General features: G+C 68.7%; 28 protein-coding genes. 15 read left to right on the top strand and 13 right to left on the bottom strand.

The annotated features are described in order from the left end of the window. Positions 1–2 precede the first annotated feature (2 nt). Positions 3–1,817, bottom strand: a complete 1,815-nt coding sequence (locus tag HHL11_RS16615) for a caspase family protein (RefSeq protein WP_169419447.1) — start codon at positions 1,815–1,817, stop codon at positions 3–5. A gap of 173 nt (positions 1,818–1,990) precedes the next feature. On the opposite strand from HHL11_RS16615, the gene HHL11_RS16610 reads away from it, so the two are divergent. The 3 genes from HHL11_RS16610 to HHL11_RS16600 are packed head-to-tail and all read left to right on the top strand — an operon-like array spanning position 1,991 to position 4,165. Next, positions 1,991–2,668, top strand: a complete 678-nt coding sequence (locus tag HHL11_RS16610) for a helix-turn-helix transcriptional regulator (RefSeq protein WP_169419446.1) — start codon at positions 1,991–1,993, stop codon at positions 2,666–2,668. After that, positions 2,665–3,294, top strand: a complete 630-nt coding sequence (locus HHL11_RS16605; protein WP_169419445.1) for a Crp/Fnr family transcriptional regulator — start codon at positions 2,665–2,667, stop codon at positions 3,292–3,294. The genes HHL11_RS16610 and HHL11_RS16605 overlap by 4 nt, the downstream gene beginning before the upstream one ends. 22 nt (positions 3,295–3,316) lie before the next feature. Beyond that, complete coding sequence (locus HHL11_RS16600) at positions 3,317–4,165, top strand: alpha/beta fold hydrolase (RefSeq protein ID WP_169419444.1); 849 nt, start codon at positions 3,317–3,319, stop codon at positions 4,163–4,165. Here the strand turns inward: HHL11_RS16600 and HHL11_RS16595 are convergent. Beyond that, positions 4,131–4,757 carry a DedA family protein gene (locus tag HHL11_RS16595; protein WP_169419443.1) on the bottom strand — a complete coding sequence of 209 codons (627 nt, stop codon included), beginning with the start codon at positions 4,755–4,757 and terminating at the stop codon, positions 4,131–4,133. The two genes, HHL11_RS16600 and HHL11_RS16595, sit on opposite strands and share 35 nt — an antisense overlap. Positions 4,758–4,826: 69 nt before the next feature. Here HHL11_RS16595 and HHL11_RS16590 point away from each other — a divergent pair, with 69 nt between their 5' ends. Next, positions 4,827–6,071, top strand: a complete 1,245-nt coding sequence (locus HHL11_RS16590) for a hypothetical protein (RefSeq protein ID WP_240980093.1) — start codon at positions 4,827–4,829, stop codon at positions 6,069–6,071. A gap of 36 nt (positions 6,072–6,107) precedes the next feature. Here HHL11_RS16590 and HHL11_RS16585 read toward each other — a convergent pair whose 3' ends face one another. Next, positions 6,108–6,527, bottom strand: a complete 420-nt coding sequence (locus HHL11_RS16585; protein WP_169419442.1) for an Lrp/AsnC family transcriptional regulator — start codon at positions 6,525–6,527, stop codon at positions 6,108–6,110. A gap of 120 nt (positions 6,528–6,647) precedes the next feature. On the opposite strand from HHL11_RS16585, the gene HHL11_RS16580 reads away from it, so the two are divergent. Beyond that, positions 6,648–7,685: an ornithine cyclodeaminase gene (locus tag HHL11_RS16580; RefSeq protein WP_169419441.1), complete on the top strand. Its 1,038-nt coding sequence runs from the start codon at positions 6,648–6,650 to the stop codon at positions 7,683–7,685. 20 nt (positions 7,686–7,705) lie between these two features. Here HHL11_RS16580 and HHL11_RS16575 read toward each other — a convergent pair whose 3' ends face one another. The 4 genes from HHL11_RS16575 to HHL11_RS16560 are packed head-to-tail and all read right to left on the bottom strand — an operon-like array spanning position 7,706 to position 10,360. After that, positions 7,706–8,035 carry a CcdB family protein gene (locus HHL11_RS16575; RefSeq protein WP_169419440.1) on the bottom strand — a complete coding sequence of 110 codons (330 nt, stop codon included), beginning with the start codon at positions 8,033–8,035 and terminating at the stop codon, positions 7,706–7,708. Then, a complete protein-coding gene (locus HHL11_RS16570) occupies positions 8,035–8,277 on the bottom strand; it encodes a type II toxin-antitoxin system CcdA family antitoxin (RefSeq protein ID WP_169419439.1) in 243 nt (80 codons plus the stop codon). The genes HHL11_RS16575 and HHL11_RS16570 overlap by 1 nt, the downstream gene beginning before the upstream one ends. Before the next feature lie 60 nt (positions 8,278–8,337). Beyond that, positions 8,338–9,528 carry an aminotransferase-like domain-containing protein gene (locus HHL11_RS16565; RefSeq protein ID WP_169420076.1) on the bottom strand — a complete coding sequence of 397 codons (1,191 nt, stop codon included), beginning with the start codon at positions 9,526–9,528 and terminating at the stop codon, positions 8,338–8,340. 43 nt (positions 9,529–9,571) lie between these two features. Further along, positions 9,572–10,360 (bottom strand): IclR family transcriptional regulator domain-containing protein, encoded by a 789-nt coding sequence (locus HHL11_RS16560; RefSeq protein WP_169419438.1) that lies wholly within the window; start codon positions 10,358–10,360, stop codon positions 9,572–9,574. A gap of 83 nt (positions 10,361–10,443) precedes the next feature. On the opposite strand from HHL11_RS16560, the gene HHL11_RS16555 reads away from it, so the two are divergent. From HHL11_RS16555 to HHL11_RS16535, 5 genes are read left to right on the top strand one after another with little or no spacing between them, the layout of a single operon-like run. Beyond that, positions 10,444–11,418, top strand: coding sequence for a Bug family tripartite tricarboxylate transporter substrate binding protein (locus tag HHL11_RS16555; protein ID WP_169419437.1), 975 nt, complete (start codon positions 10,444–10,446; stop codon positions 11,416–11,418). Between the two features lie 2 nt (positions 11,419–11,420). Then, entirely contained in the window at positions 11,421–12,647 is a 1,227-nt protein-coding gene (locus HHL11_RS16550; RefSeq protein ID WP_169419436.1) for an aromatic ring-hydroxylating dioxygenase subunit alpha, read from the top strand. Between the two features lie 2 nt (positions 12,648–12,649). Next, the gene (locus HHL11_RS16545) at positions 12,650–13,114 is read left to right on the top strand and encodes an aromatic-ring-hydroxylating dioxygenase subunit beta (RefSeq protein ID WP_169419435.1); all 465 of its coding nucleotides are present in this window, start codon (positions 12,650–12,652) and stop codon (positions 13,112–13,114) included. Positions 13,115–13,119: 5 nt separating this feature from the next. Continuing rightward, positions 13,120–14,058, top strand: coding sequence for a PdxA family dehydrogenase (locus HHL11_RS16540; RefSeq protein ID WP_169419434.1), 939 nt, complete (start codon positions 13,120–13,122; stop codon positions 14,056–14,058). Positions 14,059–14,068: 10 nt separating this feature from the next. Then, complete coding sequence (locus HHL11_RS16535) at positions 14,069–15,067, top strand: 2Fe-2S iron-sulfur cluster-binding protein (RefSeq protein WP_169419433.1); 999 nt, start codon at positions 14,069–14,071, stop codon at positions 15,065–15,067. Here the strand turns inward: HHL11_RS16535 and HHL11_RS16530 are convergent, their stop codons facing one another. Both HHL11_RS16530 and HHL11_RS16525 read right to left on the bottom strand, forming a co-directional pair. Continuing rightward, positions 15,068–15,652 carry a hypothetical protein gene (locus HHL11_RS16530; RefSeq protein ID WP_169419432.1) on the bottom strand — a complete coding sequence of 195 codons (585 nt, stop codon included), beginning with the start codon at positions 15,650–15,652 and terminating at the stop codon, positions 15,068–15,070. It abuts the gene before it with no gap. Positions 15,653–15,761: 109 nt separating this feature from the next. Then, complete coding sequence (locus HHL11_RS16525; RefSeq protein ID WP_169419431.1) at positions 15,762–16,328, bottom strand: peptidoglycan recognition protein family protein; 567 nt, start codon at positions 16,326–16,328, stop codon at positions 15,762–15,764. Positions 16,329–16,486: 158 nt separating this feature from the next. On the opposite strand from HHL11_RS16525, the gene HHL11_RS16520 reads away from it, so the two are divergent. Next, the gene (locus HHL11_RS16520) at positions 16,487–16,921 is read left to right on the top strand and encodes a DNA-binding transcriptional response regulator (protein ID WP_169419430.1); all 435 of its coding nucleotides are present in this window, start codon (positions 16,487–16,489) and stop codon (positions 16,919–16,921) included. 6 nt (positions 16,922–16,927) lie between these two features. Here HHL11_RS16520 and HHL11_RS16515 read toward each other — a convergent pair whose 3' ends face one another. From HHL11_RS16515 to HHL11_RS16500, 4 genes are all read right to left on the bottom strand, one after another. Beyond that, a complete protein-coding gene (locus HHL11_RS16515; RefSeq protein WP_342593244.1) occupies positions 16,928–18,148 on the bottom strand; it encodes an ROK family transcriptional regulator in 1,221 nt (406 codons plus the stop codon). Between the two features lie 5 nt (positions 18,149–18,153). Further along, the gene (locus tag HHL11_RS16510; protein ID WP_169419429.1) at positions 18,154–18,939 is read right to left on the bottom strand and encodes an ATP-binding cassette domain-containing protein; all 786 of its coding nucleotides are present in this window, start codon (positions 18,937–18,939) and stop codon (positions 18,154–18,156) included. Beyond that, positions 18,939–19,877 carry an ABC transporter permease gene (locus HHL11_RS16505; RefSeq protein ID WP_169420074.1) on the bottom strand — a complete coding sequence of 313 codons (939 nt, stop codon included), beginning with the start codon at positions 19,875–19,877 and terminating at the stop codon, positions 18,939–18,941. Before HHL11_RS16505 ends, HHL11_RS16510 begins: the two co-directional genes overlap by 1 nt. A gap of 89 nt (positions 19,878–19,966) precedes the next feature. After that, entirely contained in the window at positions 19,967–20,959 is a 993-nt protein-coding gene (locus HHL11_RS16500) for a sugar ABC transporter substrate-binding protein (protein WP_169419428.1), read from the bottom strand. Positions 20,960–21,090: 131 nt separating this feature from the next. On the opposite strand from HHL11_RS16500, the gene HHL11_RS16495 reads away from it, so the two are divergent. From HHL11_RS16495 to HHL11_RS16480, 4 genes are all read left to right on the top strand, one after another. Beyond that, positions 21,091–22,014 carry a carbohydrate kinase family protein gene (locus tag HHL11_RS16495; RefSeq protein ID WP_169419427.1) on the top strand — a complete coding sequence of 308 codons (924 nt, stop codon included), beginning with the start codon at positions 21,091–21,093 and terminating at the stop codon, positions 22,012–22,014. A 74-nt stretch (positions 22,015–22,088) separates the two neighbouring features. After that, a complete protein-coding gene (locus HHL11_RS16490) occupies positions 22,089–22,778 on the top strand; it encodes a TetR/AcrR family transcriptional regulator (protein WP_169419426.1) in 690 nt (229 codons plus the stop codon). 78 nt (positions 22,779–22,856) lie between these two features. Further along, a complete protein-coding gene (locus HHL11_RS16485) occupies positions 22,857–23,384 on the top strand; it encodes a TRAP transporter small permease (RefSeq protein ID WP_205964294.1) in 528 nt (175 codons plus the stop codon). Further along, a complete protein-coding gene (locus HHL11_RS16480; RefSeq protein WP_169419425.1) occupies positions 23,381–24,655 on the top strand; it encodes a TRAP transporter large permease subunit in 1,275 nt (424 codons plus the stop codon). The genes HHL11_RS16485 and HHL11_RS16480 overlap by 4 nt, the downstream gene beginning before the upstream one ends. Positions 24,656–24,694 lie beyond the last annotated feature (39 nt).

The following is a 24,694-nucleotide window of genomic DNA, read 5'->3' as shown; positions in this document are numbered from 1 at the left end:
TCCTAGAGCGGGGATAAACCGGGGATCAGGTCCTTGCGGCGCGCGGAGGCGCAGTGCAGTTGCGGTTGCTGCGGCTCGGGCACGACGGTGGCGATGCGCTTGCCGGTGCGCGCGATCAGCTGCTCGAAGCTCAGGCGCGGCTTCTTCTGCTCGCGCGCCACCTGGTGCAGCACGCTGACCAGGCTGTAGGTAAAGGCGCCGAAGGCGGTGACGCCATGCCGGTACTCGTAGGCCAGCTGGTTCTCGCCGCAGGCCTCCAGCATCATCGGCACGTAAGGGCCCGCGTGCCGGTTGGCCGTCTTCGCCGCGCCGTAGGCACGCGCGCTCGGCGCCCACAGGCTGGTGCCGCGGCCGATGCGACGCACGCTGCCGCTTTCGCCCAGCCACGATGCGCGGTCCGCCGCCCGGGCCACCTTCTTCTCCTCGGCCGCCGTAGGGCTGGCCAGTTGCTCGCGCGGCAGCCACATCTGGCTGGTCCGGTCCCAGCGCAGCATGCGATGGCGGATGTCGTCCGGCGGCGCCAGCCCGCGCGCCTTCAGGCCGCCGCGCGTCATCCCGCCCGCATGGCAGCAGTCCAGCATGATGGTGAACTGGCATTTGTAGGGCAGCTGGCCATAGAGCGCGGCCAGTTCGTCGTCGCTGATGCCCTGGCCGCGGGTCCAGTCGAAGTCGTAGGGCACCAGGCATTCGTCGAGCCGGTCGACTTCCGAATCGCGGCCATAGCCCGGCACCTGCGCGCCGTGGCCGGCGAAGAAGAAGAACAGCTGGTCGCCCTCCTGCGCCTCCTGCAGCAGCCACTTGAGGCGCTCGCGGATGCCTTCGGCGGTGGCGCGATCGTTCAGCACCACCCGGATGCCGTCGGGCGGGAAGCCCAGTTCCTGCAATGCGGCGCTGACGGCGAAGACGTCGTTCACCGGCCCATCGAGCTTGTTGGCCGGGTCGGCGTAGTCGGCCACGCCCACCAGCACCGCCTTCTGCTTCAGCTCCACCGGCTTGGGCTGCACGGCGGCGCGATGCGCCACGGCCAGGTTGGCCGGCTGCGCCGGCGCCGCGCGCTTGCTGCCGCGCGCGCTGGCCGCGAGGTCCTGCCAGACCGTCAGCGTGGTCTGCTCGTGCCCCAGGTAATGGGCGCCGTCGTGGTCGGCCATGCCGGGGATGTCGAAGAAGGTCGTCACCTGGCGGAAGCGGGCCCGCGCCGGCAGCCCGAGCGGGCAGGTGAAGACGTCGTCCTCGGGGTTGAACAGGTGCCACCAGAAGCGGCAGCTGGCCAGCGGCTCGATGCGCCCGCCGAACACCGAACGCACCGCCGGGTTGCCGATCTGCGAGCCGAAGGTGACGAAGGTGAGGTCCTTGGCCAGCGTGCCGCCGGCCGCTTCGTCGCGCCGCAGCGTGTCGTAAGCCAGCAGCGAGCCCAGGCTGTGGGCCAGGATCACGTCCGGCTGCTGCTGCTGGATGGCGGCGGCCAGGTGCTTGCGCAGCTGCTCGCGCAGGTCGTCCAGCGCCACCCACTGCGCGACCATGCCGGCCGTCCAGCGCACGGCGTCGAGGGCCGTGCCCAGCCCGCCGCGCGAACGCATCATGTCCGTCAGGCCGTGGAACAGCCCGCTCGCGGACAGGCGGAACAGCGCCTCGGCGACCTCGGGCGCGCCCAGCGGGGCCTGCTCGAAGAAGCTGTCGTAGTGCAGGAACTCGATGGCCGGCACGTCCAGGTCCGGCCGCCAGGTCTGCAGCCCGGACAGGACGGCCTGCTGCCATTGCGGCGGCCAGTCGGTCTTGGCGTCGCCGTGGCCGACGCCGTGGATCGCAAGGATTCGCATCCCTTCCCCCTGCCGGGATGGCCCGGTTGGACCGCAAGATAGGAAATACGGCTGACACGAACCATCCTCAGGATGGAGGAGGTGAATGGATCACACGCCACGGGGTACGGGCCGTATTTGCTTCGGGCAACAAATTTTTAGACTTGTTGCACCACAATGAGAAGGAGCACAGCATGCAAGCCCAGACCATCGTCTTCTCCCCGGCTCCTTCCGCCGCCCGGCTGCGCCCCGTCGCCACGGAGGTGGATCTCGCCTGGCGTGCGCTGGAAGAGATCGACTACGGCCTGATCCTGGTCGATGCCGATTGCACCTTGCGGCACGCCAACCACCTGGCGCGGCACGAGCTGTCGCGGGCGCGCTTTCTCCACGTGGCGGGCGGCCGGGTGGCCAGCCACACGCCCCTGCAGGCCGACGAGTTCCGCCGCGCGGTGGGCGCCGCCGCCCAGGGCCGGCGCCAGATGCTGATGCTGCGCGGCGAGGGCGACCCCCTGCCCGCGGCTTGCGTGCCGCTGTTCGAGGCCTACGAAGGCGCCGGCGGCCCGGTGCTGCTGATGCTGGCGCGCCAGCACGGCACGCAGAACCTGAACCTCGGCTTCTTCTCGCGCACCCACGGCCTGACGCCGAAGGAAGAGGCCGTGCTGCGCGGCCTGTGCGAAGGCCTGGACGTGCAGGACATCGCCAGCGCCCACGGCGTGTCGCTGTGCACCGTGCGCACCCAGGTGCGGGCGCTGCGCCTGAAGACCGGCATCAACAGCATCCGGCTGCTGGTGCAGCGGGTGGCCGCCCTGCCCCCCGTCGTGCCCGTCAGCCTCCACCTTGCCGCGCCCATGGGCGCGCACGCCCTGCTTTGACGAGCGGCGGCGCCCCCACCCACACGGAGGCGCTGGCCGCACGCGGCACGCTGCGGAGCTATCGGCGCGGCCTGCTTCTCATCCAGGAAGGCGACATCGGCAGCACGCTGTACATCGTGCGCAGCGGCCGGCTGCGCGCCTTCGCTGCCGACACGCAGGGCAAGGAAGTGACCCTGGGCATCTACGGCCCAGGCGAATACGTGGGCGAGATGTCGCTGGACGGCGGCCCGCGCTCCGCCAACGTGGAGACGATGGAGGCCACCAGCTGCGCGGTGATCACGCGCGAAACGCTGCTGGCCTACATCGCCGAGGAACCGGGTTTCGCGCTGGAGATGATGGGCCGCCTGATCCGCCGCGCCCGCCTGGCCACCGAAAGCACGCGCAGCCTGGCACTGATCGACGTCTACGGGCGGGCCAAGCGCCTGCTGGAGCAACTGGCGGGCGAACCCGATGCCGAAGGCATCCGCACCATCCCCGAGCCGATGACGCACAAGCAGATCGCCGGCCACCTGGCCTGCTCGCGCGAGATGGTGAGCCGCCTGATGAAGGACCTGGAGACAGGCGGCTACGTCGCCAAGAAGGACCAGCGCATCGTCCTGCTGAAGCCCCTGCCGGCGCGCTGGTGAGCGCCGCGGCGACAATCGAAGGATGTCCCAGCAGTCCCTCGCGTCGTCCCTCCCGCCCGAAGCCCTCCGCGTCCTCTCCCACGCCACCTGCCACACGACGCCCTGCGGCGACGGCGAAATCACGTGGCATGCCTGGGGCGAAGGCCAGCCGCTGGTGCTGTTCCACGGCGGCAGCGGCAGCTGGACGCACTGGATCCGCAACGTCGAGGCGCTCGCCGCGGCGGGCCGCCGCGTGCTGGTCCCGGACCTGCCCGGCATGGGCGACTCGGACCTGCCGGCCGGCAACAAGGACGCCGATGGCGCGGCGGAAGCGCTCGCCCAGGGCCTGCCGCTCCTGGTGGGCGAAGCCCCGGTGGACCTGGTCGGCTTCTCCTTCGGCGGCCTCACCGCCGGCTTGCTGACGGCGGGGCATCCGGAGCTCGTGCGACGCCTGATCGTGGTGGGCGCACCCGGCCTGGGCCTGCGCGACCGCCGCGTGGCGCTGACGGCCTGGCGCCACCTGGAAGACCGCACAGCGCAGCTGGCCGCCCACCGCAGCAACCTGAAGACGCTGATGCTGTGGCGCGAATCAGCGGTCGACGAACTGGCCGTGGAACTGCAGGCCGCCAACGTGCCGCACGACCGCATGCCGCGCCGGCGGCTGGCGATGACCGACGCCCTGGCCCGCGCATTGACCCGGATCACCGTCCCCGTGCAGGCGATCTACGGCGAGCAGGATGTGCTCTACACCGGCAAGCTGACGGAACTGAAGGAAGCGCTGCACGCCGCTGGCGTGCGCAAGGTGCTGATGGTGAAGGACGCCGGGCACTGGGTGCAGTACGAGGCGCCGCAGGTGTTCAACGAGACGCTGCTGCGGATGCTGGCGGGCTGAGCCGCTTCTGCCGCCGGTACCAGAAGAACACCAGCGCGATCAGCGCCAAGGTGAGCGCATCGTCGATGTGGTCCAGTGGCGCCTGCCAGGCTTCCCAGCGCCAGTGCAGCAGGCGCACGCCGTACACCAGCAGCGGCACGTGGATGGCCGCGGCCAGCGCATCGAAGGCCAGGAACTGCCGCCAGGGCATGTGCAGGGTCCCATAGGCGAAATACAGCGTGGCGCGCTGCCCGGGCAGGAAGCGCGCCAAGAAGGCCAGTAGCGGCCCCCGCCGGCGCGTGCCCTCCTCCAGCCGTTGCAGGGCCGCCGGCGGCACGCCGCGCTGCGCCCACGGCAGGCGGATCCAGCGCGCCCCGAAATAGCGGCCGGTCCAGAAGGTCACGGCGTCGCCCGCCAGCAAGGCCACCCAGGCCAGCGCCACCAGCTTCAACGGAGGCAGCACGCCCATGAGCGTCAGGGGCGCCGCCGCCAGCAGCATCAGGTCCTGGCTCAGGGGCAGGCCCATGCCGGCGCCGAACAGCACCAGGAACACGCACGCGGCCATGGACGCCGGGTCCAGGCCGTAGAAGAAGCCGAGGAACAGTTCGAACAACACCTTGCCCTAGTTGTACACCAACGGCCGGGTAGACAACATGGATGGTTGGAAAAGGAGTTCCAGCCGATGAACGAAAGCCAGGCCCTGGACCCGGACGAAATGCCGCCGCACCCGCTGCTCGCGGGCGAAGACATCGGCGAGGAAACGAACAATTTCTCGCTCGTCCTCGGCGGCCCGCTGTACCAGCTGCTGCTGCGCGCGCGCCTGAGCGACGATACCTTGCACATGCTGCGCAAGCGCATCGTCACGATCGCCGCGATCGCCTGGCTGCCGCTGCTGGTGCTGTCGGTGTTCGAAGGGCGGCTGCTGCCCGGGAGCGTGCCGGTGCCCTTCGTCTACGACCTGGAGGTGCAAATCCGCTTCCTGGTGGCCCTGCCCTTGCTGATCCTGGCGGAACTGGTGGTGCACCAGCGCCTGCGGCGCATCGCGCGCACCTTCCTCGACCGCCGCCTGGTGCCGGACGACTGCCGCGAGCGGTTCCAGCAAGCGGTGCACAGCGCCTTCGCCCTGCGCAACTCGGTGCTGGCGGAGGTGCTGCTGATCGCATTCGTCTATGGCTTCGGCGTGCTGGTGGTCTGGCGCCAGTACGGCGTGCTGAACACCACTTCGTGGTACGGCACGGTCGTCCCCGGCGGCAGCGTCCTGACCCCGGCCGGCGTCTGGTACGGCTACCTCAGCGTGCCGATGTTCCAGTTCCTGCTGCTGCGCTGGTACTTCCGGATGTTCATCTGGGCCCGCTTCCTGTGGCAGGTCTCGCGCATCCGGCTGGCGCTGGTGCCCACGCACCCGGACCGCGTGGGCGGGCTGGGCTTCCTGAGCAACACCGTCTATGCCTTCGCCGTGCTGGCGCTGGCGCACGGCGCGATCGTGTCGGCGCAGCTGGCCAACCGCATCTTCTTCGCCGGCGCGCAGCTGCTGGACTTCAAGCTGGAACTCGGTTTGATGGCCGCCTTCCTGGCCCTGCTGGTGTTCGGGCCGCTGCTGGTGTTCATGCCGCAGCTGGCCGAAGCCAAGCGGGCGGGCCTGCGCGAATACGGCGCGCTGGCGGAACGCTACGTGCGCGAGTTCGACCGCAAGTGGGTGCACGGCGCGGCGCCGGCGGACGAGCCCCTCATCGGCAGCGGCGACATCCAGTCGCTGGCCGACCTGGGCAACAGCTACCAGGTGGTGAAGGAAATGCGCTTCACCCCGATCACGCGCGATGCCATCGTGCAGCTGGCCGGCGCCCTCTTCCTGCCCATCGCGCCGCTGGCGCTCACCATCATGCCCATGGAGGATCTGGTGAAGAAGCTGGCGGGATTGCTGATGTAAGTTGTCATCCCGGCGCAAGCCGGGATCCATGCTGCCCTAGCGATACGTCGCCAGGTGGATGTTGGTCTCCGTGCTCCGGATCCCGCTGATCAGCCGGATCCGCTCCAGCACCTCTGACAGCTCGCCCATCGAGCGCGCCTCCAGCTCCGCCAGCAGGTCCCAGCGCCCGTTGGTGTCGTGCAGCGCCGCGACGCCCGGCTCCCCGAGGAGGCTGGCGATGACCTGCCGCGTCTGGTTGCCTTCCACCATCACGCCCATCCAGGCGCGGATGCGGTCCGGCTCGGCTTCCGGCCGCAGCTTCACCGTGTAGCCGACGATCACCTGCGAGTCTTCCAGCTTGCGGATGCGGTTGGTGACGGTGCCGCGCGACACGCCGAGCTTGTGCGCGAGATCGGCGACGCTCATGCGCGCGTCCTGCCGCAGGAGCGCGATGAGCTGCTGGTCGACTTCGTCCATTGCCATTTCGCCAGGTCGCCCCTGCCGGAATGGCAGGAAGGCGGGTGTTTCGCTGCATTCTTGCCGATTTTCATTGGCACGCGCCCGGGCGAGACTGTTCCCAGTCATTGGGAGACGAACATGCGTACCCTGTTCCTGAGCGTCGCCGACGTCGCGGCCATCGTCCGCGAGCGCGGCGTGGCGGCCTGCATCGCGGGCATCGCCGGCAACATCCGGGCCGACTTCCTGCGCTGGGAGTCCTTCGACAAGAGCGCCCGGCTGGCGGCGCATTCCGGGCTGGGCGTGATCGAGCTGATGCCGGTGTCCGATGCGCAGAGCTACAGCTTCAAGTACGTCAACGGGCATCCGCGGAACCACCTGCAGGCCTTGCCGACCGTGATGGCCTTCGGCGTGCTGGCGGATGTGGCGACCGGCATGCCGCGCCTCCTGAGCGAGCTGACCTTGACGACCGCGCTGCGTACCGCGGCGATGTCGGCCGTGGCTGCGCAGGTGCTGGCGCGTCCTGGCAGCAAGGTGATGGCCTTGATCGGCAATGGCGCACAGAGCGAGTTCCAGGCGCTGGGGTTCCAGCATCTGCTGGGGATCGAGGAGCTTCGCCTGTACGACGTCGATCCGTTGGCCACAGACAAGCTGGTGCGCAACCTGCAGGGCACGGGCTTGCGGCTGGTGCGCTGCGCCAGCATCGCCGAGGCAGTGCGAGGCGCGAACATCGTGACCACGGTCACCGCCGACAAGACGAATGCGACCATCCTCACGCCGCAGATGCTGGAGCGCGGCATGCACGTCAACGCGGTGGGTGGCGATTGCCCGGGGAAGACCGAACTGCACCCGGGTGTGCTGGAGGTTGCTTCGGTGTTCGTCGAATACGAGCCGCAGACGCGGGCGGAAGGCGACATCCAGCAGATGCCGCGCGATTTTCCCGTGACAGAGGTTTGGCAGGTGCTGGCGGGCGCCCGTCCTGGCCGCCAACTCGATTCGGAGATCACCGTGTTCGACTCGGTGGGCTTCGCTCTGGAAGACTTCTCGGCGCTGCGCTACCTGCGCGATGCCGCCGAGGCGCTGGGTGTCGGTGAGACGCTTGACCTCGTTCCCGAGTTGCCGGACCCCAAGGACCTGTTCGGCCGAGTCAAAGGCAGGCGCCTCCGTCTCGCTGCCTGAGTCCGAGGCGCGGCCCGCGCCTATCCCCGGGTCCTGGTCAGCAACTCGTCGAGAGCATCGGTGATCGTCTGGCCGTGCTCGGCCAACGAGGCCACCTTGGGCCCAAGCTGGTCGACCGCCACGGAAACGACATCGAGCGGATGCAATACGACCTCGATGTTCTTCACCCGGAACACCGGGTTCATTCGCGACCGCAGATCGGTCCCGCCGGCAGGCACCATCTTGCTTCGCACCAGGGGAACAACCACGCGGCGCCGGTAGCGGTCGAACTGGGACGACTGCACGACCACCACGAAAGGGATCGCTTCCCGCAACGCCCCCTTGTTCTGGTGGACGTCGAATTGCGCCATCAGAGCGTGGAGTGCTCGTCGGCGAAGGAACCTATGGCTTCATGCACGGCGTTCCAGTCCGCGGCGCACGCGTCGGCCATTTCGCGCCGGCCCTGCCGGGCATCGTCTTGCGAAGCGACGTAGCCGGTGAGCAGTTCTTCAACCGTTGCGGACAGGTTGTCCGTATAGCCGCGGGCCTGTTCCACCAAGCCCTCGCTCAAGGTCAGGTTGACGGCACGTTTACGATCAGTTTGCGAAGGCATGACGGAATCCTCCAATGCGCATGCTATGCGCATTGGATTTCGAACGCAAGATCGCAACCCTCAGAGCGCCTGCCCCAGCCGCCCCAACCCCTCCTCGATCTTCTCCACCCCCGCCGTCGCAAACGACAGCCGCAGCGTGCTCAGGTCCGGATCCTTCGCGAAGAACGGCGCGCCAGGCACGAAGGCCACGCCCTTCTCGATCGCCCGCTTCGCGAACTCGTTCGCATCCTTGACCTTGCCGCCCGCGCCGGTCAGGCGGGCCCAGAAGAACAGCCCGCCCTGCGGCTCGATGAACTCGATCGCATCGCCCAGTTCGCGCTTCAGGGCCACGGCCATCGTGCGGGCACGCTCGGCATAGACCTCGCGCACGCGCTTCAAGGTGGCAGGCATGCGGCCGGCCTTCAGGTACTGGGCGGCGGTCGCCTGGGCGAAAGTGCTGGTGTGGGCGTCGCTGAACTGCTTGCACATCACCGCGCGCTGCAGCAGCTCCGGCTGCGCCACCAGCCAGCCCACGCGCAGGCCCGGGCTCAGCACCTTGCTCATGCTGCCGCAGTGGGCCACCCACTCGCGGCTGCCTGGCACGTCCCTGGACAAGGCCAGCATCGAAGGCGGCGGCGCATCGCCGAAATAGAGGTCGCCATAGGGATCGTCCTCGACGATCAGGGTCTGGTACTTCACCGCGAGCTCCAGCACCTTCAGGCGCCGCTCGCGCGTCAGCAGCGCGCCGCTGGGGTTGCCGAAGGTCGGCACCAGGTAGACGAACTTGGGCTTGTGCTCCTTGATCAGGGCTTCGAGCTTGTCGACCTGCACGCCCTGGGCGTCGATGGGCGCCGGGATCACGTCGGCGCCGTAGAGGCGGAAGCACTGGATGGTGGCCAGGAAGGTCGGGCCTTCGACGATCACCTTGTCGCCCGGGTTGACCAGGGTCTTGCCGATCAGGTCCAGCGCCTGCTGGCTGCCGGTGGTGACGATCAGCTGCTGCGGTTCGATGTCCGTCACGCCCTTGCTGCGCTCGAAGGCGGCCAGCTGTGTGCGCAGCGGTTCGTAGCCTTCGGTGGCGCCGTATTGCAGCGCGGCGCCCGGCTCCTCCTGCAGCGCGCGGGCGGAGGCCTCGCGCAGGCCCTCCACGTCGAACATGGCGCTGTCCGGGAAGCCGCCGGCAAAGCTGATGATGCCGGGCTTGCCCAGGAGCTTGAACAGCTCGCGGATGGCGGAAGTTTCAACGTTGTTCAGGCGGTCGGCGAATTGCAGGGGCATGTCGGTCTTCTTTCGGAGGGTCCAGCCCGTCATTTTGTCACTCCCCGAACAGCATCTCCCCCAGCCGGTCCCGCGCCTTCAGCAGCACCGGCAGCAGCTCGTCCCGGAACTCCGCCATCGTCATGCGCTCGGCCCGCACCGAGATGCTGAGCCCGCCGACGAAAGTGCCGTTGCGGTCGTACACCGGCGCGGCCATCGAGCGCACGCCCAGTTCCAGCTCGCCGTCGGCGCCGATCCAGCCTTCGCGGCGGCAGCGCTCCACCTCGGCCAGCACCGCATCCACTTCGTAGATCGTCCTGGTGGTCAGCGGCACGCGCTGCATCGCGCGCACGCGGCGCGCGGCCTCGGCCGGCGGCAGGCTGGCCAGGATCACCCGCCCCAACGCCGAACAATAGCCCGGCAAGCGCGACCCGATCCCCAGGCCGGTGGACAGCGAACGCCGCGCCGTCGAGCGCGCAATGATGATCACGTCGTCGTCCAGCAACTGGCCCAGCGAGGCCGACTGGCGCGTGCGCTCCGACAAAGCGTCCAGCAATGGTTGCGCCAGCGCGGGCGTCGGGCGCGACGAGAGATAGGCATGCGCCACCAGCAGCGCCCGCGGCGCCACCCAGAAGCGCTTGCCGTCGCTGCCCAGGTAGCCCAGCGCGTGCAGCGTCACCAGCGAGCGCCGCGCCGAAGCCGGCGAGCTGCCGGTGAGCCGCGCCACTTCCGACAAGGTCAGCCTGGAATTCTGCCGGTTGAACGCGGTCAATACATCCAGCCCCTTTTGCAAGGAGGCCACGAAGTCCTTGTCCTGGCGCAAGGGTGCGGTCGAGTTTTTGCGCATAGCGCAATTCTGGCTTGGCCGGCGCCCCCTCGGCGCGGACACTGGCGCATCGCTGTAGCAGTCCCTTCCGGAGACGTTCCCCCATGCAAGCTTCCATCACCCGGCGCGGCCTGCTCGCGCTGTCGGCCCTGGCCGCGGCCGCGCGCGCCCTGCCCGCCTTCGCCCAGCCCAAGTCCACGGTCAAGCTCGTCGTGCCCTTCCCGGCCGGCGGCACCGCCGACATCCTGCCCCGCATCCTGGCCGAGAAGGTGCACACCTCCTACCCGGCCGGCATCATCGTCGAGAACCGCGCGGGCGCCGGCGGCAACATCGGCGCCGAGTACGTGGCGCGCTCCGACCCGGACGGCCTGACCTTCCTGGTGTCGCCGCCCGGTCCGATCGCGATCAACCAGAACCTGTACAAGAAGCTCTCGTTCGACCCGTCCAAGTGGGTGCCGATCACGGTGATCGCCACCGTGCCGAACGTGCTGGACGTGCGCAAGGACTTCCCGGCAAAGAACCTCGCCGAGTTCATCGCCTACGTGAAGGCCAACCCGGGCAAGGTCACCTATGCGTCGCAGGGCAACGGTTCCACCTCGCACCTGACGGCGCACCTGTTCATGCAGCTCACGGGCACCGAGATGATCCACGTGCCGTACAAGGGCACGGCGCCGGCGCTGGTGGACATCGTGGGCGGCCAGGTCGACGTGTTCTTCGACAACCTGAGCTCCTCGTTCCCGTACCACAAGAGCGGCAAGCTGCGCATCCTGGCCGTGGCCGACCAGAAGCGCTCGCCGCAACTGCCCGACGTGCCGACCTTCGTCGAAAACAAGCTGCCCGGCATGGTGGCGGTCACCTTCTTCACGATGGTGGCGCCCCCTGGCACCTCCCAGGCCATCGTCGACGTGACCTACAAGAACTTCGCCGGCGCGCTGGCCCAGGCCGACACCCGCGGCAAGTTCGCCGCGCAGGGCGCCACGCCCGCGGGCTGGACGCCGCAGCAGACGGCCAGGTTCATCCAGGACGAGACGGCCAAGTGGGCCAAGGTCATCAAGACCGCCAACGTGACGGTGGAGTGAGCATGAGCGAGCAGACGACCCGTTGGCCCGGCCCGGGCTACACCCGGATCCCCTACGGCCTGTACAGCGACCCGCAGACGCAGCAGCAGGAACAGGAGCGCGTCTTCCGTGGCGCCACCTGGAACTACCTGTGCCTGGAAGCCGAACTGCCCGAGGCCGGCAGCTACCGCACGACCCACGTCGGCGAGACGCCGGTGATCGTGAACAAGGACGCCGACGGCGAGATCTACGCCTTCGAGAACCGCTGCGCGCATCGCGGCGCCCTGATCGCGCTGGACAAGAGCGGCAAGGCCGACAGCTTCCAGTGCGTGTACCACGCCTGGAGCTACGACCTGCAGGGCAACCTGACCGGCGTGGCCTTCGAGAAGGGCGTCAAGGGCAAGGGCGGCATGCCGGATTCCTTCTGCAAGGAGGACCATGGCCCGCGCAAGCTGCGCGTCGCGGTCTACTGCGGCCTGGTGTTCGGCAGCTTCAGCGACGACGTGCCCTCGGTCGAGGAGTACCTGGGCGACGAGATCTGCCAGCGCATCGAGCGCGTGATGAACCGGCCGGTCGAAGTCATCGGCCGCTTCACCCAGGCGCTGCCGAACGACTGGAAGCTGTACGTGGAGAACGTGCGTGACAGCTACCACGCCAGCCTGCTGCACCTGTTCTTCACCACCTTCGAGCTGAACCGCCTGTCGCAGAAGGGCGGCGTCATCGTCGACGAGAGCGGCGGCAACCACGTCAGCTACTCGATGATCGACAAGGCCGCGGCCGACGCTTCGTACAAGGAGCAGGGCCTGCGTTCCGACGCCGACCACAAGCTGAAGGACACGACGGTGCTGGAAGGCTTCGAGGAGTTCGACGACGGCATCACGCTGCAGATCCTCTCGGTGTTCCCCGGCTTCGTGCTGCAGCAGATCAAGAACTGCATCGCCGTGCGCCAGGTGCTGCCCAAGGGCGATGGCCGCTGCGAATTGAACTGGACCTACCTGGGCTACGCCGGCGACACGCCCCAGCAGCGCAAGGCGCGCCTGAAGCAGCTGAACCTGGTCGGCCCGGCCGGCTTCATCTCCATGGAAGACGGCGCGGTCGGCAGCTTCGTGCAGCGCGGCATCGCCGGCGCCGCCGACCTGCAAGCCATCGTCGAAATGGGTGGCGACACCACCGCCTCCAGCGATGGCCGCGCCACCGAAACCTCCGTGCGCGGCTTCTGGAAGGCCTACCGCAACCACATGGAAGCCTGAGCATGATCGACCTGCTGCAACTGTGCGCGTTCAACGCGGCCTACGCCCGGGCGATCGACAGCGACGCCCTGGAGACCTGGGCGGCCTTTTTCACCGAGGACTGCCACTACCGCATCACCAACGCGGAGAACGAGCGCGATGGCCTGCCCGCGGGCATCGTCTACGCCGACTCGCGCGCGATGCTGGAAGACCGCGTGGCTTCGCTGCGCCAGGCCAACATCTACGAGCGCCAGGCTTACCGGCACCTGCTGGGCGTGCCGCTGGTGGAGTCGGCCGATGACACGCAAGCGGTGGCCCGCACGCCCTTCTTCGTGGCGCGCATCATGCACACCGGCGAGACGGCGCTGTTCGCCACCGGCGAGTACCGCGACCGCTTCGTCAAGAGCGGCGGCAAGCTGCTGCTGGCCGAGCGCGTGGCCGTGTGCGACAGCACGGTGACGGACACCCTGCTCGCCCTGCCCCTGTAATTGCCATGCGTCGGATCGCGCTGTCGCTCGGCGACCCCAACGGCATCGGGCCCGAGATCGTGCTGAAGGCGCTGGCCGAACTGGCCGGCGACTCGCGGATCCAGGTCACCGTGTTCGGCGCGCCCGCGGTGCTGCAACGCGCCGCGGCCTCGACCGGCCTGCAGGCGCTGCTGCCCACGCTGGACCTGCGCCCCTGCGGCGAGTTGCCGATGGAAGCGCTGCGCTGGGGCGAGATCGACGCCAAGGCGGGCGCGAGCACCGTGGCCGCGGCCACTGCCGCCATCGAAGCGACGCGTGCCGGCGAGTTCGACGCCGTGGTCGCGGGCCCGCACCACGAGACCGCGATCGCCCAGGCCGGCATCCACTTCAGCGGCTATCCCTCGCTGGTGGCGCGCGTCTGCGGCCAGCCCGAAGGCAGCGTGTTCCTGCTGCTGGTGGGCGGCGGCCTGCGCATCGTGCACGTGACCTTGCACGAGAGCGTGGCTTCCGCGCTGGCGCGTCTCACGCCCGAACTGGTGGTCGCGGCCACCGAGGCCGGTGTGCGCGGCTGCAAGCTGATCGGCGTGGACCAGCCCAAGGTGGCCCTGTTCGGCATCAACCCGCATGCCTCCGAAGGCACGCTGTTCGGGCCCGAGGACGCGCAATGCGTGGCGCCCGCGGCCGAACGGCTGCGCGCCTGGGGTTACGCGATCACCGGCCCGCAAGGCGCCGACGTGCTGCTGGCCGAGCGCAAGCACGACCTCTACGTGGCCATGCTGCACGATCAAGGCCACATCCCGGTCAAGCTGCTGGCGCCGCAGGCGGCCAGCGCCATTTCCATCGGCGCGGACGTGCTGCTGGCCAGCACCGGCCACGGCAGCGCGATGGACATCGCCGGCACGGGCCTGGCCCGGCCGGATGCCCTGCTGCGCAGCCTGCGCCTCGTCGCCGGCCTCTCCTCCTGAGATTTCCATCATGGCTTTCGACATCCGCATCGCCGGAACGGACGTGCATTTCTCCTGCGCCTCCGGCCAGAACATCCTCGACGCCGCGCTGGCCGCCGGCATCGAGATGCCCTATTCCTGCCGCAAGGGCGTGTGCGGCAACTGCGCGGGCGGCGTGAGCGCCGGCGAGGTGCAGAGCCCGCCCAGCGAAGCCAGGCCGGCCGGCCAGCACCTGTACTGCCAGTGCCTGCCGCAGACCGACGTGGAGATCGTTCCCGAGAGCTGGCACCGCTTCGACCCGACGGCCCGCAAGACCTTCACCGCCAAGGTGTTCCGCAACACGCTGGCCGCGGGTGACGTCAGCGTGCTGCAGCTGCGCCTGCCCGCGGGCCAGCGCGCCAAGTTCAAGGCCGGCCAGTACCTGCAGGTCGCGCTGCCCGATGGCAGCCGCCGCTCGTATTCCATGGCCAACCCGCCGCACGAGAGCGACTCGTTGCAGCTGCACATCCGCCACGTGCCCGGCGGCCAGTTCACGCAGATCGTGCCGCAACTGAAGGCCGGCGACACGCTGCAGGTGGAGCTGCCCTATGGCAACTTCGAGCTGAAGGAAGAATCCACCGCGCCCATGCTCTGCGTGGTGGGCGGCACCGGCTTCGCGCCCGTCAAGTCCCTGCTGGACGACATGGTGAAAAAGAAGGTGCAGCGGCCGGTCACGCTGATCTGGGGCGGGCGCGACAAGGGCGGCCTGTACCTGCTGGCCGCCGTGGAGAAGTGGCAGAAGCAGTTGCCCGGCTTCACCTTCGTGCCGGCGCTGGAAGATGCAGGCGATGCCGCGGCCCTGGACGGCTTCAACGGCCGCGTCGACGACGCGGTCCGCCAGCGCTTCGACGCGCTCGCCGGCCACGAGGTCTACTGCTGCGGCTCGCCAGGCATGGTGGCCGCGGTGCGCAAGGCCTGCGTCGAAGAGCGCGGGCTGGACCCGCACCACTTCTTCAGCGACGTGTTCGTGCCGGGCCCCGCGGCGACCTGATCATCGGTCGTCGTTCGGCTTGTCCTTGGCGCCGGAGCGCGGGCCCTGCGGGTACAAGGCCTCCCGGTTCGCCGCCATGGCGCGCTCCCGCTCGGTCAGGCTCGTGTCGCCGCGCGCCGTGCCGAAGCTGTCGGCCATGTCCTTGGTCAGGCCGGTCATCGTCAGCTGGTCGTCCGTCACGATGTCGCGCAAAGCCGGCTGCGCCGGCCGCTGCACGACGTTGAGGTTGTCCGCTTCCATGTCGTGCATCATGTGCTGCGCGCGCATGGCGGCGGCATCGTCGCCGGCGTCCACGATCACCACGCACTGGCCGCGCTCCACCGCGCTGGAATAGGTGTCCGCATGGCGGCTGGCGTCGTCCTTGCCGAACAGGCTGGCGAAGAAGCGCCCGAAGGACGCGAGTACGCCCGGGTCGACGGCCACTTCGCGCTCCATGCCGTCCCACTGGTTCGTGCCGGAATGGCGGCCGTCGCCATGGCGGTGCTTCAGGTGGATGTTGCTGCGGTCGTAGCCGGCCTGCACCAGGCGCTCCACCGTGCGCTCGGCCTGCGCCCGGTCATCGAAGGAACAGATGGCCGTATGCATTGTTTGCTCTCCTTGCGTTGCACTGCTTCCGGTGTAAGCGCTGCAACGCCAGCGCGGCGTCGTCCGTGCAGGCGCGGCCGCGTAGGCGCGGGACTACCGGGCGCCGCGCTCAGGCCACGTGTTCCACCATCCGGCCGCGCAACTGGCTCACGGCGCGATAGAGCTTTTCGCCGGGGCAGGTGGTGGGCACGAAATCGCGATGCGTGAGGATGTCGGCCGGATGCACGCCGTAGTGGCGGCACAGGAAGGCCAGCAGCCGCTCCAGCGCATCCAGCGCCTCGGGCGTGGGCGTGTCGCAGCACTCGCCGCCCTCGGCGTCGAAGCACCCCAGCAGGCAGATGCCCAGCTTGTGCGAATCGACGTTGAGGATGTGGCCGCCCAGCGCGAACTCGGGCACGTCGTCCAGCGTGTCGCCGCCCAGGAAGGGCCTGCCCTGGTAGATGTGGCCGCCCGAATCGACGAGGAAGTGGTAGGCGATGTCGGGGCAGTTGCACTGCGGGCCCTGGTGCAGCTTCTGCAGGGCCGCGACCTGCCGCGCGCCTTCCTGCCGGGTGGCGGCGCCATAGCCGCCGGCGTGATGCACCACGATCTGTTGCACCGCACCAAGCGGTCGCGGCTGGCCCTTGAACGGCCGCGCGCCCCATTGCAGTCGGTTGATGACATCCGGTGCGTCCATGCGCTGCTCCTTTTGAATTGCCTGGAGATGGCATCCAAGGTAGTGCGCGGAAACCCGGGAGCCAATCCCCCGCTTGGAGGAAGCGCTTGTGCCGGCAACACGCGCCGGCATGGGGCGAATGGTGTCATCTCATGACACTACATTACAATGTTCTTCGCATGTCCAGCACACCCCGAATCCTCGTCGCCGACACCCGCGAAGGCGTCGCCGCCTTCCGGCGCGCGCTCACCGGCAGCTACGAGGTGGCGCCGGCCCTGCACCTGGCGGAAGCCCGGCACGTGCTGGACGAAGCCGTGCCCGCTGTTGTGGTCTGCGGCTGCCATTTCGACGAAGGCCGCATGTACGACTTGCTGAGGCACATGAAGGCCAGCGAGCCGCTGGCGCGCGTGCCCTTCGTCGCGGTGCGCTGCGTCGAAGGCGAACTGCAGCTGGACGACGCGCTCTACGAAAGCGTGAAGATCGCGGTGCGGGCGCTGGGCGGCAATGCCTTCGTCGACCTGGTGCGCTGGCAGCGGCGCTATGGCGAGGCCGAGGCGGCGGAGCGTTTGACGGAGTTGGTGGAGAAGCTGCTCTCCGAGCCGGATACCCAGTAGGCCGGCTTACCGTTCCAGCTTCAGGAACAAATCCCGGTCCGGCGCGAAGTTCGCATACAGCGGCAGCAGCGCTCCGCCCAGCGCGCGCGCATCGCTGCCGATGCTCCCGGCCCACAGCTGCGGCCGCGCCACGCCTTCCCAGTCGTAGCCCGCCAGGTCGGCCTCCACCTGCGCCAGCAGCGCGTCGCGCAGGCCGCGCCCGAAGGAGCCGTCGATGATCACGCCGTCCAGGTCCAGCAGGCAGGCCGCATGGTTGATCGCCAAGCCGATCGCGGGACTCGCCTCGCGGATCCACCGCTGCGTATGCGGCTGCCACGCGCCCTGCAGCGCGCGCTCGTCCTGCGCCGCATCCGCATCCAGCCCCGCGGCGCGATACGCCGCTTCCAGGTTGAACAGCGACGCCACGCTCAGCAACTGCCGCGGCGGCGCCTTGCCGCCATGCGTCTCGAGCGCCAGCGAACCCACCGCGCCGGCATTGCCGTTGACGCCCGAGCGCAGGTGGCTGTCGATCACCAGCCCGCCGCCGATGAAGGTGTCGACGAACACGTAGAGAAAGCTGCGCAGGTTGCGGCCCTGCCCTGCCACGAGTTCGGCGACGCAGGCCGCCGCCGTATCCTTGACGAAGTGCACCGGCAGGCCGCAGGCGCGCTCGACCCGCTCGGACAGGTCCACGTGGTTCCACTTGTCCGCCATCGCGGCGTCCACGCCCAGCAGCTCGTGCCAGCCGCCCAGCGACAGCGGCGCGGCGATGCCTATGCCCTGCAGCCGCTCGCGCCGCGCCGGCGCCAGCGCCTTGCGGAAGGCCTTCACCTGCTGCGTGATCTCGGGCAGCAGCGTGTCCGGATCGGGGAATGCATAGGGCACGCTGGCGCGTTCGCGCACGTTGCCGGCGAAATCCAGCAGCAGCAGGTCCATGCCGCGCCGCCCCACCTTGATGCCGATCGAATACGCGCCGTCCGCATCCAGCGCCAGCGGCACCGAGGGCTGGCCCACCTTGCCGCGCACCGGCTCGCCCTTCACCAGCAGGCCGTCGTCCAGCAGGCGCTTGGTGATGAGGGACACCGTCTGCGCCGTCAGGCGCGTGAGCCGCGCGATGTCCGCCCCCGCCATCGCGCCATGCTGGCGCACCGCCTGCAGCACGACCCGTTCGTTGTACTGGCGCACGCCACCCTGGCTGGACCCATGCGGGCGCAGCGGGCCGGCGCCGGCAGCGGCGGCGTCCATCACGAAGCTCAAGCCAGGCACTCCTGCGGGATGTCCTCCGGCCGCATGGCCCCCGTCATCACGGCGACGGTGTCGCTCATGCTGATGGTCTTGGGGTTGACCACCGCGGCGCGCTTGCCGAGGCGGGCGATGTGGATGCGGTCGGCGATTTCGAACACGTGCGGCATATTGTGGCTGATCAGGATCACCGGCAAGCCCTTGTCGCGGACGCGCCGAATGAGTTCCAGGACCATGTTGCCCTCCTTCACGCCCAGGGCCGCAGTGGGTTCGTCCATGATCACCACGTGCCGCGCGAAGGCGGCGCTGCGCGCCACCGCGACGCCCTGGCGCTGGCCGCCGGAGAGCGTCTCCACCGGCTGCGTCATGCTGCGGATGCCGATCTTCAGGTCCGCCATCGCCGCCTTGGCCTCCGCCACCATGCGCTTCTTGTCCAGGATGCGCAGCAGCTTGCCGAGGGCGCCGAAGCGCGTGACCTCGCGCCCGAGGAACAGGTTCTCGGCGATGGTCATCGCCGGCGCCACCGCGAGTTCCTGGTAGACCGTCTCGATGCCGGCCTTGCGCGCATCGCTGGGGCTCTTGAAGTGGATCACGTCGCCATCGAGGCGGATCTCGCCCGAGTCCGGCACCACCGCGCCCGACAGCGCCTTGATCAGCGAGGACTTGCCGGCGCCGTTGTCGCCGATCACCGCCAGGATCTCGCCGGCGCGCAGTTCGAAGTCGGCGCCATCCAGCGCCGTGACCTGGCCATAGCGCTTGACGAGGTTGTTCGCTTCCAGGACGACAGGGGTTTTCATCAGCGGCCTCCACGGCGAGAGAGTTGGTCCATGGCGACCGCCAGGATGACCAGGATGCCGGTGACCAGGATCTGGTACACCGAGGACACGCCCATCAGCGTGAGGCCGTTGCGGAACACGCCGACGATCAGCGCGCCCACCAGCGAGCCGAGGATGACGCCGCGGCCGCCGAACAGCGAGGTGCCGCCCAGCACCACGGCCGTGATCGCATCGAGGTTCTCGGTCTGGCCGGCATTCGGGTCGCCGACGCCCGTGCGCGCCACCGACAGCAGCGAGGCGACGCCATACAGCAGGCCCGCGATCGCGTACACCGCCAGCAGCACGCGGCGCACCGGGATGCCGGTGAGGCGCGCCGCCTCGGCGTTGTTGCCGACCGCGTAGACATGGCGGCCCGGCGCGGTCTCGCGCAGCGCCAGCCAGGCGATGAAGTACAGCGCCAGCATCAGCACCACGCCCCAACTGACCTCCGTGCCACCGAGCTTGAAGGTCTCGCCCAGCGCCGTCAGCGCATCAGGCAGGTTGGTCACCGTCTGCGAGGACGAATAGAGCTGCGTCAGCGCGAACGCGATGTTCATCGTGCCCAGCGTCACGATGAAGGACGGCAGCTTGATCCGCGTCACCAGCAGGCCGTTGACGATGCCGAACAGCGTGGTCACCGCCAGCCCGCAGGCGATGGCGAGCGCGGGCGGCACGCCGGACTCCACCGCCAGCTTGGACATGACGATGCCGCCCAGCGCCATCACCATGCCGCAGGACAGGTCGATGCCGGCCGTGAGGATGATCAAGGTCTGGCCGATGGCGATGAGCCCCACCACCATCACCTGCTGCAGCACCAGCGAGAAGTTCTGCGCGGTGAGGAAGCGGTCGTTCTGGGTGGCGAAGAACAGGCAGGCCGCGAGCAGCGCGACGAAGGGGCCGAGCGCCGTCAGCGGCGGCATGTGGCTGGTCTTCTTCTCGCCGGGGGCCGCATCGGTCTTGCGGTGCAGGAAATCGGGCAGGTGCAGGGCGCCGGGCATGGTCGTCCTCCTCACTTGCCCCAGCAGAGCGCCAGGCCCTGCTTGGCGTCGATGCTCTGGATGCCGGGCAGCGGCTTGTCGGCGATCAGCGCGACGCCGGTGTCGGTGTAGCCGCTGGCCTTCTTCCCGCCATTGGCGTAGGCGATGCCGGCTTCCACGCCCATGGCCGCCATCTTCAGCGGGTACTGCTGCGAGGTGGCCGCGATGACGCCGGCCTGCACGTTGCGCACGCCCGCGCAGCCGCCGTCGACCGAGACGACGATCACGCCCTTCTCCTTGCCGGCCTTCTTCAGCGCCTGGTAGGCGCCGGCGGCGGCGGGTTCGTTGATCGTGTAGACCACGTTGACCTCGGGCGACTTCTGCAGGCAGTTCTCCATCGCGGTCTGGCCCTTGGCCTGGTCGCCGTAGCTGTCGGCGGCGCACACCACTTCGGCGGGCCTGCCCAGGTCGTTGCTCTTGGCGTCGGGCGCGGCCAGGCCGAAACCCTTGAGGAAGCCGTTGTGGCGTTGCGCGCCCACCGGGTGGCCGGGGAACAGGTCCAGCGTGACGATCTTCGCCGGCTTGCCGCCGAGCGCGACCTTGGCGTATTCGCCGATCAACACGCCGGCCTGGTAGTTGTCGGTGGCGAACAGCGCGTCGGTGCCGTCGGCGGGGTCGGTCGGGCTGTCCAGCGCGATCACCTGCACGCCCTTGGCGCGCGCCTTCTGGATGGCGGGAAGGATGGCCTTGGAGTCGCTCGGCGTGATGAGGATCGTCTTCGCGCCGGCGTTGACCATGTTCTCCAGCGCCGTCACCTGGCCGGCGTTGTCGCCGTCGGCCTTGCCCGCGCCGGTGAGCAGCTTGCCGCCCTTGGCCTGGGCCGCCTGCTGGGCGCCCTCCTTCATCTTCACGAAGAACGGGTTGGTCTCGGTCTTGGTGATCAGGCCGATCACGGGTTGCTGTTGCTGGGCAAGGGCTCCGGCCGCGAAGGCCGTGGCGGTGAGGACGAGCAGGGCGGAACGCATGGTGTCTCCTGGTTGGCGTACGGGGGAAGCGTTGCGCGAAGTCTGGTCGTCGTGTTTTAATAAATCAAGTGGATTTACTTATGGATAACCCGAAGTCACCGATGATGGCGGGCGGGTGAAGGAGACGCGAAATGTTCCTGGTCTGTGGCGAAGCCTTGATGGACGTGTTCCCCGCCGGTACGACACCGGCCGGCGTGGCGCTGGATGCGCGCGTGGGCGGCTCCCCTTTCAACGTGGCAGTCGGCCTGGCGCGGCTGGGACAGCCGGTGGGCTTCATCGGCGGCATCTCCACCGACACCTTCGGCCAGCGCCTGCTGCACGCGCTGCGCGAGGAAGGCGTGGACCTGGCCACCGTGCAGCGGCAGGCCGCGCCCACCACGCTGAGCGTGGTCGCGGCGGATGCCGAAGGTGTGCCCACTTACGCCTTCCATGGCGAGCACGGCGCCGACCGCCTGCTGGACCCGCGCGCGCTGGAGACGCTGCCCGCGGCGGCGCAAGTGCTGCAGCTCGGGTCCTTCGCGCTGGTCGTGGAGCCGATCGCGACGACCTTGCGCCTGCTGGTCGAACGCGAGCACCAGCGGCGCCTCGTCGCCTACGACCCCAACGTGCGCCTGAACGTGGAGCCTTCCGTGCCGCGCTGGCGCGCCGCGGTGGAGTGGATGGCGCAGCGCACGCACCTGCTGAAGATCTCCTCGGAAGACGCCGCCCTGCTCTATCCCGACGAACAGCTGCAGGCCCTGGCGCGGCGCTGGCTCGCGCAGGGCGTGCGCCTGGTCGTCATCACCTGCGGCAGCCTGGGCGCGGCCGCCTTCACCGCGCGCGAAGGCGCGCGCACCGAGGCCGTGCCGGTGCAGCTGGTGGACACGGTGGGCGCCGGCGACACCTTCCAGGCCGCTTTGCTCACCTGGCTGGCGGAGCGCGACTTGCTGAAGCCGCAGGCCATGCAGGCGCTGCCGGCGGCGCAGTTGAAAGAGATGTTGGCGTTCGCCGCCAAGGCGGCTGCAATCACCTGCTCGCGGCGCGGGGCGGATCTGCCGCGGCGGTCGGAACTCTGATCGCTAAGGCAGACGCCCTGGGTCCCCGCCTGCGCGGGGATGACGCGAGGGCTGCCGGGCTCTATACTGCCGAAATGAACGAACTAGTACAAATCGGCAAGGCCGCGGCGAAGAAGCCGCACGGCAAGGCGCCGAAGGAGACGACCCGCACGAACGACCCGGAGCGCACCAGGGCCAACATCCTCGAAGTGGCCGCGGTGGAGTTCGGCGAGAAGGGCCTCGCAGGCGCGCGCATCGACGAGATTGCCGCCGCCACGCAGACCAGCAAGCGGATGATCTACTACTACTTCGGCAGCAAGGAAGGCCTGTACCTGGCCGTGCTGGAGGACTCGTACAAGCGCGTGCGCGACATCGAGGCGGAACTGCACCTGCAGGACCTCGAGCCCGAGGCCGCCCTGCGCCGGCTGGTGGCCTTCACCTTCGACCACCACCTCAATCACGAGAACTACATCCGCCTCGTGATGAGCGAGAACATCAACCGCGGCCAGTACATCTCGCAGAGCCGGCACATCCAGGAACTGAACGTGCCCGCCATCGCGGCCATCAAGAACCTGTACGAGCGCGGCGTGAAGGCCGGCGCCTTCCGCAAGGGCCTGGACGCGGTGGACATCCACGCCTCCATCTCCGCCCTGAGCTTCTTCAACGTGTCCAACCGCCATACCTTCGGCGTGATCTTCAAGCTGGACACGCGTTCGGCCAGCTACATCGCGCACCGGCGCGAGAGCTGCATCGAGATGATCGTGCGCTTCATGCGCAAGGATTGAGCCTGGCCTCGGGATAACCCGTAGGTTTAAAACTAACCAGTCCGTACAAAATCGCGGTCGAGAGGAGATTCCCTTCCGATGATCGACCGCGTGATCGACCGCTTCTGCCGCCTGCTGACCCTGGTGATGGTCGTCAGCCTGTTCCTGATGGTCGTGATGGTGTTCGGCAACGTCGTGCTGCGCTACGGTTTCAACCGGGGCATCACGATGTCCGAGGAGCTCTCGCGCTGGCTCTTCGTCTGGATGACCTTCCTCGGCGCGCTCACGGCCCTGCGCAAGCGCGCGCACCTGGGCACCGACAGCCTCGTTTCGCGCCTGCCCGTGGCCGGCAAGAAGTTCTGCCTCGGCGCCAGCCAGGTGCTGATGCTGTACCTGTGCTGGCTGATGTTCCAGGGCTCCTGGCAGCAGATGAAGATCAACCGGGAGACCACCAGCGCCGTGATGGAAGTGTCCATGGGCTGGTTCTACGCGAGCGGGGTGTTCTTTTCCGTGTTCGCCTTCCTCTTCATCCTCTTCGATCTGGCCAAGCTGCTCACCGGCCGGCTGGCCGAGTCCGAGCTGATCGGCGTCACCGAATCCGAAGACGAAGTCCCGCAAACGCCATGACCATCTTCCTCGGCGCGCTGCTCGGCGCCATGGCCCTGGGCGTGCCCATCGCGTTCTCGCTGCTCGCCTGCGGCGCGGCGCTGATGTGGCACATGGACACCTTCGATCCGCAGATCCTGGCGCAGAACACGATCGAGGGCGCCAACAGCTTCCCGCTGCTGGCCGTTCCCTTCTTCATGCTGGCCGGCGAGATCATGAACGCGGGCGGCTTGTCGCGCCGCATCGTCAATTTCGCGATGACGCTGGTGGGCCACGTGCGCGGCGGCCTGGGCTACGTCGGCATCATGGCCGCCATCATCATGGCGGCGCTCTCCGGCTCCGCGGTGGCCGACGCCGCGGCCCTGGCGGCGCTGCTGCTGCCCATGATGAACCGCGCCGGCTACGACACCGCGCGCTCGGCCGGCCTGCTGTCCGCGGCCAGCATCATCGCGCCCATCATCCCGCCCTCCATCGGCTTCGTCGTGTTCGGCGTGGCCGCCAACGTGTCGATCTCCAAGCTGTTCATGGCCGGCGTGGTGCCCGGCCTGCTGCTGGGCGTGGCGCTGTGGATCACCTGGTGGTGGCTGGTGCGCAAGGAGAAGATCGAGGCCGCGCCGCGCGCGAGCCTGGCCGAGGTCCTCCAGTCCTTCAAGGACGCCACCTTCGCGCTGGTGATGCCGGTGATCGTCGTGGTGGGCCTGAAGTTCGGCGTGTTCACGCCCACCGAGGCCGCCGTCGTCGCCGCGGTCTACGCGCTGTTCGTCTCCATGGTCATCTACCGGGAGCTGAAGCTCAACCAGCTGTACAAGCTGTTCGAGGCGGCCGCGCAGACCACGGCGGTCATCATGTTCCTGGTGGCCGCGGCCATGGTCTCGGCCTGGATGATCACGGTGGCCAACCTGCCGGCCGAAGTGGTGTCGCTGTTGCAGCCGATGCTGGACCGCCCCACCCTGCTGATGTTCGCCATCATGGTGCTGGTGATGATCGTGGGCACGGCGATGGACATGACGCCCACCATCCTGATCCTGACGCCGGTGCTGATGCCGCTGGTGAAGGCCGCGGGCATCGACCCCGTCTACTTCGGCGTGCTCTTCATGATCAACAACGCCATCGGCCTGATCACCCCGCCGGTGGGCACCGTGCTCAGCACCGTGGCCGGCGTCGGCAAGGTGAGCATGGACGCGGTGACGAAGGGCGTGTGGCCCTTCATGGTCGCGCAATTCATCTGCATGTTCCTGATGGTTTTCTTCCCGCAGCTGGTCACAGTACCGGCGCGGTGGTTCTACGGCTGATTTCCCTCAACGCAGTTCTCAAGCAAGGAGACAAGAAGC

Source organism: Ramlibacter agri (genome assembly GCF_012927085.1).
Lineage (GTDB): Bacteria > Pseudomonadota > Gammaproteobacteria > Burkholderiales > Burkholderiaceae_C > Ramlibacter > Ramlibacter agri.
Note: the sequence above shows the minus strand (reverse complement) of the source record. Positions and strands in the feature narration are given on the sequence as shown.

Bases quoted from the DNA above. Each gene is read 5' to 3' on its own strand.
- HHL11_RS16600 (WP_169419444.1), top strand. From the start codon at position 3,317: ATGTCCCAGCAGTCCCTCGCGTCGTCCCTCCCGCCCGAAGCCCTCCGC.
- HHL11_RS16490 (WP_169419426.1), top strand. From the start codon at position 22,089: ATGAACGAACTAGTACAAATCGGCAAGGCCGCGGCGAAGAAGCCGCAC.
- HHL11_RS16545 (WP_169419435.1), top strand. From the start codon at position 12,650: ATGATCGACCTGCTGCAACTGTGCGCGTTCAACGCGGCCTACGCCCGG.
- HHL11_RS16520 (WP_169419430.1), top strand. From the start codon at position 16,487: ATGTCCAGCACACCCCGAATCCTCGTCGCCGACACCCGCGAAGGCGTC.
- HHL11_RS16495 (WP_169419427.1), top strand. From the start codon at position 21,091: ATGTTCCTGGTCTGTGGCGAAGCCTTGATGGACGTGTTCCCCGCCGGT.
- HHL11_RS16615 (WP_169419447.1), bottom strand. From the start codon at position 1,817: ATGCGAATCCTTGCGATCCACGGCGTCGGCCACGGCGACGCCAAGACC.
- HHL11_RS16570 (WP_169419439.1), bottom strand. From the start codon at position 8,277: ATGCCTTCGCAAACTGATCGTAAACGTGCCGTCAACCTGACCTTGAGC.
- HHL11_RS16585 (WP_169419442.1), bottom strand. From the start codon at position 6,527: ATGGACGAAGTCGACCAGCAGCTCATCGCGCTCCTGCGGCAGGACGCG.
- HHL11_RS16505 (WP_169420074.1), bottom strand. From the start codon at position 19,877: ATGCCGCCGCTGACGGCGCTCGGCCCCTTCGTCGCGCTGCTCGCGGCC.
- HHL11_RS16580 (WP_169419441.1), top strand. From the start codon at position 6,648: ATGCGTACCCTGTTCCTGAGCGTCGCCGACGTCGCGGCCATCGTCCGC.
- HHL11_RS16590 (WP_240980093.1), top strand. From the start codon at position 4,827: ATGAACGAAAGCCAGGCCCTGGACCCGGACGAAATGCCGCCGCACCCG.
- HHL11_RS16535 (WP_169419433.1), top strand. From the start codon at position 14,069: ATGGCTTTCGACATCCGCATCGCCGGAACGGACGTGCATTTCTCCTGC.
- HHL11_RS16555 (WP_169419437.1), top strand. From the start codon at position 10,444: ATGCAAGCTTCCATCACCCGGCGCGGCCTGCTCGCGCTGTCGGCCCTG.
- HHL11_RS16610 (WP_169419446.1), top strand. From the start codon at position 1,991: ATGCAAGCCCAGACCATCGTCTTCTCCCCGGCTCCTTCCGCCGCCCGG.
- HHL11_RS16480 (WP_169419425.1), top strand. From the start codon at position 23,381: ATGACCATCTTCCTCGGCGCGCTGCTCGGCGCCATGGCCCTGGGCGTG.
- HHL11_RS16530 (WP_169419432.1), bottom strand. From the start codon at position 15,652: ATGCATACGGCCATCTGTTCCTTCGATGACCGGGCGCAGGCCGAGCGC.
- HHL11_RS16500 (WP_169419428.1), bottom strand. From the start codon at position 20,959: ATGCGTTCCGCCCTGCTCGTCCTCACCGCCACGGCCTTCGCGGCCGGA.
- HHL11_RS16540 (WP_169419434.1), top strand. From the start codon at position 13,120: ATGCGTCGGATCGCGCTGTCGCTCGGCGACCCCAACGGCATCGGGCCC.
- HHL11_RS16525 (WP_169419431.1), bottom strand. From the start codon at position 16,328: ATGGACGCACCGGATGTCATCAACCGACTGCAATGGGGCGCGCGGCCG.
- HHL11_RS16510 (WP_169419429.1), bottom strand. From the start codon at position 18,939: ATGAAAACCCCTGTCGTCCTGGAAGCGAACAACCTCGTCAAGCGCTAT.
- HHL11_RS16550 (WP_169419436.1), top strand. From the start codon at position 11,421: ATGAGCGAGCAGACGACCCGTTGGCCCGGCCCGGGCTACACCCGGATC.
- HHL11_RS16575 (WP_169419440.1), bottom strand. From the start codon at position 8,035: ATGGCGCAATTCGACGTCCACCAGAACAAGGGGGCGTTGCGGGAAGCG.
- HHL11_RS16560 (WP_169419438.1), bottom strand. From the start codon at position 10,360: ATGCGCAAAAACTCGACCGCACCCTTGCGCCAGGACAAGGACTTCGTG.
- HHL11_RS16485 (WP_205964294.1), top strand. From the start codon at position 22,857: ATGATCGACCGCGTGATCGACCGCTTCTGCCGCCTGCTGACCCTGGTG.